Here is an 11,646-nt window from a genome sequence, read left to right as displayed (position 1 = left end):
CTCTTCAGAGAACGATATGTTTTTTTATCTAAAAATGAACATGGGACTGAGAAAAGTATTCCTACTTTCATCAGTCCCATTTATCATAGAGCCTTAATTATGCTGTTGATTGCGCTCGTTGATATATCTGGTATCTAATGATTATATGCATACATAGAGAACTAATATTCTGAAATAAAAGAATGAACATTTGACGCAATAGCCAATTTTTCGATATATGAATAGACATCAGTTTCTGAATATCCATCCCTGACGAGAGAAGCTGCTAACATCGAATACTCATTGACAAGATTCGTTAAAAAGATTGAACTATCGTCTGTATTGATAGACATTGGAATTTCAAGACTATTCAATTTACCCAAAATTGGTCCACTAATATTTAAAGCTGGTAGTTCAGAATACTTTTGAACATAAGAAATTTTTTTATTAGACGATGGATTCGCTTCAATAAAAATATTCATTCGTAAAACCTTTTCCTGTAAAAGTCGCTGAACTCTTGCTACACACTGAACATATAATTCACTGGTTTCTATGTGAAAAACTTGTTCCGCTTGATTTCGATAAGAATCATCAAACGAGTAACGTAGATAGAGGGCTCTTGCATCGTAATTTAAAAAAGCTGCTTTATGCCTATTTGAATGAACATTTAATTTATATGCATATTTTTTACACAAAAACTCATAATCTATTTCTGTCGATGCTTGGTCACTTAACTCCAAATGAAGATCAGGACAGTCTCCTCTTAAATAGTAGGCTGCTAAATATACGTTAAAATCTGGAATCTCTTTCAAAGGCATGATTGATTCAAAAAGTTCTAATTTATATTTTTCAAACTCATCTCTTAAAAAAAGTTTCAATGAGGCATCTTGATTTGACTCCAGCAACACAGAATACATCCAAACTAAATCATCTAGATAATCACCAATTGAACACAAAATATTACTTCTTTTCTTCCCGTAATAATCATCAGGTTCTATGCCTAAAGCCAGTGCATGTCCTAAGCGATCATTAGATCGATAATCTAAAAAATTAAGCACTTCATCTATTGCACGTAATCCATTTGCTAATGTAGGAAACTCCTCTCCAACATGATAAGTTGCTTTCAAAACAAATCCTGACGTTCCACCTTGTCGTATTCTTCTATAGATAGGACCAAATAGTTCAGGACGATTATCTTTTTCATAATTTGCGGTATCTATCCCCACTATTGTATGAGTCAATTGTCCCTTAAACCAGCCTATATTTTTAGGATTTTCTGCATATTTTTTGATTGCATCCAAGGTTTCCAAAAGAGCAGTCGTTTGTTTAAAAAGCTTCTTCCTTTTTTCTATCCAGTCTTCTGTTATAGATAAACTTTTTGATTTTAAAGGCTTAATAAAGTGGATGATCAAACCAAAGTTGATTTTTTTTAAGTTCAAGATACTATTTTTCTTTTTTAATTCCCGTTTCGCCTTTCGATATTCTAGATCGTTAAAAGTATGCATATCCTCAATAGTTTTAATATACTCTTTTATTGAACCTTCGGGCGTAATTCGTATCTCTACATTATTTATATAGCATTCACGATAATACTTATGGAAAACACTTCGCTTTACGGCATTATTTTCAGCAAAGGAAGCTCCTTTCAAAAAATAGGTTTTCATCTCTTCCTTATCTTTAAATTTAGAAAACCCCATTCCTAAGTTATCTTGAATAAATTGAAATTTCAGATGTGTTGTTCCAGAAATATAAAGATTAAACAAAAGTGTAACAAAAATGGAAGCATTCTTTTCTTCGTAAATATACTTCATGATCTTTTGATAAAAAAGTAATTCATGTGAAGCATACTTTGTTAGATCATATTCATCTTTTAGCTCTTTTTCCCAATACTTCGTTTGCATCTCCTCACAATAAATCATATCAAATAAGATATTAAGGCTATCTAAACAATTTAAAACATCATCTGATTGAAAGATTAAATTGAAATTATTAGATAACGTCTTTAATAACTTCTCTTTTTTAGTGGTCTCAAATAATATATTTTCTTGAATAATGTACAGATTTAAAACGATTCGTATGACTTTAATTTTTAGTATTGATTGAACTAAATAGTTCGCATTCTCTTGTCCTTTATCCATTTCTTTAAATACTTCTTGCTGATTAATAAAATCAGTAAAGCGATTCATTTCTTGTAATCCTAACTGTAAAAAATGATACCAATTAATATCATCTGTATAGCCAGAAGCTTTTAAATGCATATGATTTTCTGATATTCCTTGACGTTTGATAATTTCGTAAAGCCTTTTATTATTGTGCTTAACGATACTATTTTCATAATAATTCGTTACTTCTGGTAAACGTTCAACTTTATATGCGGCAACAAAAAGTTTTGCATCTATTTTATTTCTAAACCCATCCCATTCGATTAACTTGTCAAATTCTACATACAATTTATCTCGATCTAGTTTAAAAAGATGCTTTGCTGTATAGAAAATTAAAAAAATAGCATCCGTTTGACCATATTCTTCTTCTAATAATTTCGTTATTGAATGTAGTAGAAACTTTAATTCATCATAATTATAATTATTAGGATACACTTGCAAGTATTTTCCAAAAATTCGTTGCTGAAAATTTTCATTCCTTAGATCAAATAAGTTTTTATAGTAATAAATATCACGCTCTATATTATATGTCTGATAGTATTCATGCGTTAACTCTCTATAAATAAGCCGAATCATTCGATCTAAATCATTATAGAGTTGATTATAATGTGCCATGTCAAACCTCTTCTTGCTGCTTTTGAATATAAGCCGAACGGTAGCCATTTATTGTTGCATTCATTAATTTTAAATTTTCATCTAGTTCTGTAAAATTTTGCGAGCGTTCTTTTTTTATAAAATTATTCATGCGTTTTGTTTGATCTAGCGACATATTTTTAGGCCACTTACCAAATGCTGAATAGTAATCTCTAGCAAAATCTCTTTTCTCTCTTACATGTGACGAATTAATAGCTGAAATAGCTGTAGCTGCCAGTTCATCATAATCATCTAGCTCTAAACTTACTTTTTTACTCGTCTCTTCATCTATATTTTCACGTGCTTCGAACTCTTCAAATACTTCTTTTAAAATTTCAATTTCATTGTTCTCAAACAAAGGTAAAAATAACTCTTCTTTTTCACTAGCATTACTTTCTACAGGTCTGAGTAATGGTAAAACCATGTTGCGACGAAGCTTTCTTTCATCTATATTAGTTAGATGTTCCTTATTAAAACAATCATTAACTCTTTTTAATGAATATTCTAATCTTTCACTTTTTTTAGAAAGAGAACGTCTCGTATAATTTTTATTGATGAAAAAATCAAGATCAAATAAAGAATAAAAAAGGTAATACACTTTTTTCTCTTTTACAATTCCTAATAATTTTGCTTTAATTATTTCAATATCTGTCAATTGCGCAAACAGATCAATGTAATAGCTTGTTCTTTTGATAAAATCACCTTTTTTATATTGATTTCGAGAGCGATAAATTTGTGCTTGCCAATAATCCTCAAAAAAATTATCTTTTTTCGGTAATGTACGAATATCACCATATGCTGCTACTGAGCTATAGAGAATTTTATTTAAAACTACTTTCTTATTTTCCTTTTCCTCTACACCATAAGGATAAGATACATTAGTTGCTCCTGAAATAAACGACTCATTATATGGAAACCAATCTGGCATTACTTTTCCACGAGCTAAACATAAATATTGTTGTAAAAAGATCTGATTAATTTCATTCCCTCGATTCTCTGATAAAGTGATACTTTTAAGCAATAATTCTAACATTTCCAAAGAATATAACATTTTAATCGCATATAGAAGGTATTGAGTTTCATTAGAGTCATGATGTTGTTCCCGCAAAAAACTAAGAACCGTATAGACGTCACCCAAAGCAACGTTAGTAGGTATCTTTTTTATTATTGTATCAAAAATACTAACTTCATTTTCTTTAGCAAGGGTATAAACTAATTTATTACATAGATAACTATTTCGAACTTCAACTTCATGTCCATACCAATCAGAAATAATGCTATATAATTCCATAGATAAATTGTCCTTAAACGTTCCTAGAAGATATTGACGATAACGTGTCACATTTTTTTCCAATAAATCAAGACACTCTAATATATCTTTCCCTCTATCAATATCTTGTTGATAATTTTCAAATTGATATATAAATTCTAAAAATCGTAGGGCACTTCTTAGATTGGTCGGATAATTATAACGAGTAACTTCTATTTTTTCTACTGGTTCCATTTGAATTCTCGTTTGCTCCATGATCATTTTTTGAATAAACGATTGGAAGGTTAATTCTTTTTCCTCACTTTCTCTATAGCGATCAAAAAGCTGCAAACATTTTTCTTTTTCCTCACTCTCAATAAATGGAAGAAGCAAATCTTGTATTCTATTTTGTAAATTAAAATCCAGATTAACCTGTTGAGGTAATGGCAAAATCTTATCAATTAAATTTAGTGCTTGATTTCTTAATTCTTCAATACTAATTTCTGGATGAGATAATAATTTTTTATTTAATACGTTCTCATTTTCAGAAATCAACTCACTAAAAACTGAGTTCACTAATTGTTCTCTTCGTAAAGCTACTAAAATATATAAATTAGGTTGATAATTCAAAAATTTTTCAAGTAGCTGTAATGTTTCATAAGCAAACTCGTTAGGAACTAAATCTAAGTCATCTATTGATAAGCAAATGAAACTATATTTCGTCTCATTTGTACTTTTTAATTCTAAAAAAAGTTTAAGTAATCTAGTTATGGTTTTAGAGAAATATTGTTGTTTTTGAATATTTTCAAGTACTTCAATACTCGAATTTTTTTCAGCAAATGAAGAATCTTTTATTCTCATATTTTTTAAAGTTTCAACACTTTCTTTCACAGTCTTATTAAATTTAGTTAATAAGTTAAAGTGCTCATTGTCTTGATTGTTAACAGGATTGCAATCAATATCTTTTTTTAACATAGCAATAAATAATTCTAATATATTAAGCTTCCCATTAAAAATTGTTGGATCGATGATTGGCAATGTATAAATCGAACAATTAGTTTTTTGCTTATTGTTTTTAAATAAATCCACTGCTGATTTCACAAATGAGCTTTTACCAGTCCCTCTCTCACCAACAATACTAAAAATATTGTTCACTTTTGAATTTGTACATTGAAGATTGTTATAATAATCTACCCATGAAACTAACTGCTTTAATTGATCTTTGTATAAATAGCCACTATTATCTAGCTCAGTTAAATCATCAAACTCTACAAATAAAAATTCTTTAGCGGCCTTACTCCAATCGATTTTTAAATCTTGAAAATATACAGTTTCCATATTCCACCTCATAATAGTTATTTTCTCCTACATAAATTATATAACAAACGTTTTCAAAAAGAAATGTATTTTGTATAAATAGTTTAAAATTAAATAAAAGAAAATCTATCCGTTGCTTTTTTTATAAAATAATACTTATCTCTTCCCTCATAAACTCAAATGGATGTTAAGAACTATCGCAACATTTAAGGAACAAAAATAAATCACTGGAAAGTGAAAAAGACCTAGATAAGATTGCTAGGTTTCTTTAAAGTACTATTGACTTATTCAGGTATTGGACATTGCGCCAATGCCTTTTTAATAGAGAGTATAGAAAACAAGGCGTTTTTCTTTACTCTCTATATATTATCTATCTCTTAAAATTTGGAATTTTTTGTTAAATAGATGACATCAAAGTTAGCTTCCAATCCAAGATAGGTGTACATGATTTTAAACAAATTCCCCAATTTTTCTCGTTCAAATCCAATGTGTTGGTCCATTGCAAACTCAAACTCTTTTAGTGCATCTAATACTTCTTTTGATTCAGAAAAAATCAAAGGAATTGAATTTAACGCTTTTTGAAACTCTACTAATCGAGGAAAATCTCGATGTTCAACCAATCTTTCTAATAGTTGATTCTGTTTTTTTTTCTTTTCAGCACACTTCTTACTATAGTTGCTCCATACGTATAGGGCAATAGGACAAACAACAACACTTATATTTACTAACTGTTCCATAATTTTTCCTCCTTTATCGTTTACCTTCCAAAATTTTATAATAATTTTTAATTTGTTGTTCAATACGAATAATTTCACTATCTACTTTAGAAATTTCATCTTCTAATTTTTTCAGATTCAATTCCTTGGATTCCTCAAAACGATCAACATATCTAGACAAACTCAAATCATAGTCTTTAGAAGCAATTTCCTCAAGTGTTGCTAAATAACTAAATTTATTTTCTGACTTCCTATCACGATATGTTTCAATTATATGTTCTACGTGTTGTTTATTTAAAAGGTTTCTACTTCTGCCTTTTTCGAACTCATTAGAAGCATCAATAAATAAGACATTCTCTTCCCTCTTACGATTTTTTCTCGCAATTAATATACATGTCGAAATAGCTGTACTAAAAAATAGATTTTCTGGTAATTGGATGACTGCATCTAAATAATTTAATTCATCAACTAATTCTTTTCTAATTCGTTGTTCGTTTCCACTTCTAAACAAAGCACCTAGAGGTAACATAATTGCCATTGTTCCACTTTCTTTTAAATGATAGAGCATTTGTTGAACAAAAGCGTAATCAGCTTTACTTTTTGGTGATAATGTGTGAAATGGTTCAAATTGTTTCATCCATTCTCCAGACCAACTTGTACTATACGGTGGATTTGCGATACTAATATCAAACTGTTCTTGAGAAAAAATGTCTTCCTCAAGTGCATCTCCTAATCTCAGATCAAAATTAGTTACATCATTAATTATCAAATTCATCATAGATAAACGGTATTGAGTAAGATTTTTTTCTTGACCATATACCTTTATTTCTGGATATTTTTGAGCAACTGAAACCAAAAAATTGCCAGAACCGCATGAAGGATCATAAACATTCTCCGGCTGTTGTTTATCTTTTATAACTATTTGAGTAAGCAATGCTGTGATTTCACTTGGGGCATAAGTATCTGTCTTAACAACATCATTCTCTATATAAAAATTTAGTAATTGATTAAAAACTTGCTGAATTTCTTCTAACCCACCATTACTATAGATATCCTCTATTAGTAATGCTGCATGTACAACTATATTTTCTCGATCTATATATTTTAAATTCGTTTTAAATAACGATAAATACTGTTCGTTTAACTTATTTGAACTAAAATTTGTAAAAGCTTCATCAAATTGTTCTGACAAGTTAGTCCTCTTTGTTTCCCAACCATTAACTAATGTGTTAAAAAGATATTCTTGTTCTATATAATAATCAATTTGTTCAGTAAATTTTTGATCTACATTATCGAAATTATTCTTATTCAAAATCTGTACCTTATCTGACATTACACAATAACAAAATAGCTCCAAAATAAATTCAGTATATGCACGTTTATCATTACTATCATTTATTAATTCAACAAATCTTTCATAGGTATGTTTCATATCAAAGCTCCTCTCTTTCAAATCTTTTTATTTTTTCTTTTGTTAAAAGTTCAGTAAGACGGATCTTTTTTTTGTGTAAGTTACTTGCTGTCTTTTGAGAATGGTACAACTGACCAATAATCTCTTGCTTTTCTCTACTTGGCAATGAAATATCCATTTTTTTTAATTTTGCAATACTTATTTTTTTCATAACAGAACCTTGAACGGATTGTAATAATTGCTTTTTACTTTCTTCACTTTCGTTAAACCAATAAAGAAAAAAATCTGGGTTTAATTGTTCGTTGTTTTTAGGACTAACTTTAACAAAATTGGCATTGATTACATAACCACTAAATTCATCTCTAACTTTTGTACAATCACCTTTAAACAAATTAATAATGATATCATTAGTTTCTATTTGTTGAATTTTTTTCATCGTTTGAATATATTTTATCTTAATTTCATCAAGTGTAACTGAATCATCCATATAAAATTGCTCATTTTCATAAATTGAATATAGGTTTCCCTGTGGTTCATTCTCAATACGAGTTAATAATGTACCTGATTCAAACTTCATAATTTCTTCTAGTAGCATTCAACAACCTCCTGTAATATTTCTATATTACAAATACTACTATAAGACAAAAGAGCTGTCAACAGATTTTTGTAATATTTAAATATTACAAAAAAAAGAACGAACTTCTGTCAAAAGACAATCGTTCGTTCTTTAATAAAATTAACATACATCTATCTCTTTTCAACAAATAAATATTCAATAGAATTGTTATTTCAATTCAGCCATTCAACCTGGAAAATTTTCCCTATTATTATGAGATGTTTTAATTTATTCTCTACAGTTTACTTTTCGTATTTATTTAAATTACCAAAATTTTTGATAGATTAGATTTTGAATGAATTTTTAATAGTTACACTAAAAAACTTAAACACTTCCAACATACCCTCTACCTGACACAGCTCTATTCAAGATAAATTGGAAGATGGTTTCTGTCTTATTTTGAAAAACTTCTTTATCGTATGAATCTGGTAATGCTTTATCAAGCACTGTTTCTATTTTATTTTTCACTCGTTGTTTTGGTTGTTCATCTTTAAACCAGTCAACACTCAAAAATTTTCCGTTTTCTTTCATCAACGAATGATACAATTGAGTGGCTGCTGATTTCACTTGCTTTTCTTCTTCTTTTGTTAGTTTTTCTTTCAAGAGTAAATCATATAGAACCAATTCTTCTTCGGAAAGATGTTCTGTTGATGCACGAGCATCTTCCTTTTTTAAATCTTTTACAAATTTCTTTAACTCTTCAAAATAATTCTCATTTGCGGTGGCACCAGCGTTATATCCTTGAACTAATTTTTCGTATCTTTGAGCAAAAGAAACTCTTGTTTCATTTTTATTTAGCATTGCTTCTAATTTTTGTTCGATAAAATTTCTCAACTCAACCAATTCAATATTTACATATTCTGACTTTTGAATTTTTGCAATCATGGATTCCACATCTATTTCTGAAAGTGAGATTGTCTTATTATAGTCAGCATCTAAATCTTCTTTGATATAAAATAAATTCTCCGAATCCACGCTCACATCCAATAACTCTTCAACTTTCACTTGTGCATCTTCAATTCGTTCATTTTGAATCAAGTTTCCCATCATTTTTGACATGTATTGAACCAACTTATAGATACGATTATCCCAATCATATTGGAAAATTTCAGGACAAGAAGCATCATAAATATTCTTTAATAAATTCGTATAAATAATAAATTGCGCTTTTTGCTCATCGGTTGCTACAACAGTATTAACTGCTGCTTTCGCCTTACAAGTTTTTGAAAATGTCTCTTTAGCATTTACTATTTCCATTAAATCAATGTTTAAGGATGCACAAAAATGAATCATTTCTTCCTGAGTTAAGATAAGCATCTCGATCAACTCATCTACTTGTTTTACTGGCAAGTCTAATTCAGCCTCATGATGAGAACCGCCGTAGTCTTTCAGGGCTTTTTTCATATAATGGAAAATATTCACATGATCTACAATCAAGCCATTGATCTTAATCCCACGTTTATCATCTGAATAAACACGATTCGCACGGGCAATGGCTTGCATTAATGTATGACTCTTCATTGGTTTATCTAGATAAAGAGTTGAAACCGAAGGCGCATCAAAGCCTGTTAGCCACATAGCGGTTACAAATACTAACTGTAACGGATGCTCCGGATCTTTAAATTGTTCTTCAATATCACGCCCTTCGTCATCAACTTGATGGTATCTTTTTCTATGTTGCGTAATATCTAAGCCAAACCGCTCGAACTTTTCTTCTTCTCCGCTTTCTTCACTTACCACAACAGCCATTTCAACACTATTCATGAATGTTTTCTCTTTTAATAAAGCTTCTTTCTCTTCCTGAGAATGTGTTTGTTGCAACTCAGAATTAATGGCTCGTATTCTTTTTTTCCAATGCTCTTGCACTTTGTTATACATCATAACTGTCGCATATTTATCGACAGAAATAACCATGCCTTTTCCTAAAAAACCTCTTTTTGGAAAGTGTTTAACAATGTATTGGGCAACTTCGTCTAATCGATCGTCTCGCTTCATTACATTTAAAGAACTACGGTATTTATTCTCTAATTTCTTTCGTTCTTCGTCTGTCAATTCTTCCTTATCAATAATATCCAAAAATTCATCATTTAATAGATCATTATTCAAGTTAACTGTAGGCACTTTTTTTGTATAGAATAAAGGAACTGTTGCACCGTCATTAATGGAATCATTAAATGTATACTCACTCACTGGATTCCCAAAATAATCATACGTTAACTGTTTACTACCTAACAATGGCGTTCCTGTAAAAGCAATATATTGTGCATTTGGTATGCCCTTACGCATGTTTTCAGCTAAATTTTTATATTGGGTTCGATGGGCTTCATCTACAATCACAATAATATCTTTTCGTTCAGAAAGCAGAGGAAAATCTTTGTATTTATCGTATCTAAATTTTTGTATCGTAGTGAAAATCATTGAGATATTACTTTTTAGTAATGCTCTAAGTTGCAACCCACTTTTTGGTTTAACCATGTTGGTATCTTCAACCACACCTGTTCGGACAAAATTTTTGATTAACTGCGAATCTAAATCATTTCGGTCTGTCACAAGTAAAAAAGTATAGTTCCCTGCAAATTTTCGTCTGATCTTCCGAACATACATCACCATAGAAAAGCTTTTGCCACTGCCTTGTGTATGCCAAAATACCCCTAATTTTCCATTTCTAGCTTCTCGATTCTCAAAAGCTTCAATCGCATGATTGACACCTAAAAACTGATGATTTTTCGCAACGATTTTCGTATCTTTATTTAGATACAAAATAAAGTTTTCAATATAATCTAAAACTTTCGCTTTTGGCATAAGTCCTTTCAGTAAATATTGGATGGAGAGCTCTTCATCATGAATTTTCGTTCGATCAATTACTTCTTTTTCATCTTCTATTTTAAGCCATTCAAAATAATGAGAGAAAGTCGAATTATAGCTACCTGCTTTGGTGATATGTCCATTTGAAATAATACATAATTGATTGAAGAAAAATAATTGTGGGATATCCTTTTTCTGATCCATCAGATTTTTTGAATACCCTAATTGGACATTTTCACTTGGTTTCTTTAACTCAATCCAAACTAAAGGAAGTCCATTGATATACACGATAATATCCGGTCGACGGTACCCAATCTCACCAGCAATCCAAACTTGTCGAGCGGCAATAAAAGAATTATTTTCAGGATGCTCAAAATCAATTAGCTTTAATGTTTCAATCTGTTCATCATCATTGAGAGAGAATTTTATATTGATCCCATTAATTAAAGACTGATAATACTCATAATTTTTATCTTTTAATAACCTAGAGTTTAAAGAATCATCCTTGATAATTGCTTGTATTTCCTCAACAATGAGTGCATCTGGAATTGATGGATTCAGTTTACGAGCGTATTCTAAAAGAACATCAGGTAAAACGACTTGTTTTTTTGTCTGTCGATGTGTTCCGTCCTTAAGAGAAGAATTTGTTTTTGTGTAAGCATTCAAAAGTGAATAACCTAAATCTTCAAATTCTTCCATAATACGCAATTCCAAATCATCTTCCGTGATAAAATCAACCATTTTTAGACCTCCTTTAG

General features: G+C 29.8%; 6 protein-coding genes. All 6 read right to left on the bottom strand.

All coding sequences use genetic code 11. The features are described 5' to 3' along the window. Positions 1–161: 161 nt before the first annotated feature. The 6 genes from JZO69_RS04575 to JZO69_RS04550 all read right to left on the bottom strand — a co-directional run bounded on the left by JZO69_RS04575 (position 162) and on the right by JZO69_RS04550 (position 11,629). Positions 162–2,756 (bottom strand): amidohydrolase family protein, encoded by a 2,595-nt coding sequence (locus tag JZO69_RS04575; protein ID WP_207111708.1) that lies wholly within the window; start codon positions 2,754–2,756, stop codon positions 162–164. Position 2,757: 1 nt separating this feature from the next. Beyond that, on the bottom strand, positions 2,758–5,361 hold the full coding sequence (locus tag JZO69_RS04570) for a P-loop NTPase fold protein (RefSeq protein ID WP_207111707.1): 2,604 nt from the start codon (positions 5,359–5,361) through the stop codon (positions 2,758–2,760). Between the two features lie 356 nt (positions 5,362–5,717). Next, positions 5,718–6,077, bottom strand: coding sequence for a DUF6680 family protein (locus tag JZO69_RS04565; RefSeq protein WP_207111706.1), 360 nt, complete (start codon positions 6,075–6,077; stop codon positions 5,718–5,720). Positions 6,078–6,090: 13 nt separating this feature from the next. Further along, positions 6,091–7,488: a type I restriction-modification system subunit M gene (locus JZO69_RS04560; RefSeq protein WP_207111705.1), complete on the bottom strand. Its 1,398-nt coding sequence runs from the start codon at positions 7,486–7,488 to the stop codon at positions 6,091–6,093. Between the two features lies 1 nt (position 7,489). Next, positions 7,490–8,062, bottom strand: a complete 573-nt coding sequence (locus JZO69_RS04555; RefSeq protein WP_207111704.1) for a restriction endonuclease subunit S — start codon at positions 8,060–8,062, stop codon at positions 7,490–7,492. 345 nt (positions 8,063–8,407) lie between these two features. Continuing rightward, positions 8,408–11,629 (bottom strand): type I restriction endonuclease subunit R, encoded by a 3,222-nt coding sequence (locus JZO69_RS04550; RefSeq protein WP_207111703.1) that lies wholly within the window; start codon positions 11,627–11,629, stop codon positions 8,408–8,410. Positions 11,630–11,646 lie beyond the last annotated feature (17 nt).

Origin of the sequence: Candidatus Enterococcus ikei, assembly GCF_017316105.1 — a bacterium.
GTDB lineage: Bacteria > Bacillota > Bacilli > Lactobacillales > Enterococcaceae > Enterococcus_L > Enterococcus_L ikei.
The sequence above is the reverse complement of the archived record's forward strand: the minus strand, read 5'-3'. Positions and strand labels throughout refer to the sequence as shown.

What these genes read in the sequence shown, in the direction of transcription:
- JZO69_RS04560 (WP_207111705.1), bottom strand. Translation starts at nt 7,488, where the DNA reads ATGAAACATACCTATGAAAGATTTGTTGAATTAATAAATGATAGTAAT.
- JZO69_RS04570 (WP_207111707.1), bottom strand. Translation starts at nt 5,361, where the DNA reads ATGGAAACTGTATATTTTCAAGATTTAAAAATCGATTGGAGTAAGGCC.
- JZO69_RS04550 (WP_207111703.1), bottom strand. Translation starts at nt 11,629, where the DNA reads ATGGTTGATTTTATCACGGAAGATGATTTGGAATTGCGTATTATGGAA.
- JZO69_RS04555 (WP_207111704.1), bottom strand. Translation starts at nt 8,062, where the DNA reads ATGCTACTAGAAGAAATTATGAAGTTTGAATCAGGTACATTATTAACT.
- JZO69_RS04575 (WP_207111708.1), bottom strand. Translation starts at nt 2,756, where the DNA reads ATGGCACATTATAATCAACTCTATAATGATTTAGATCGAATGATTCGG.
- JZO69_RS04565 (WP_207111706.1), bottom strand. Translation starts at nt 6,077, where the DNA reads ATGGAACAGTTAGTAAATATAAGTGTTGTTGTTTGTCCTATTGCCCTA.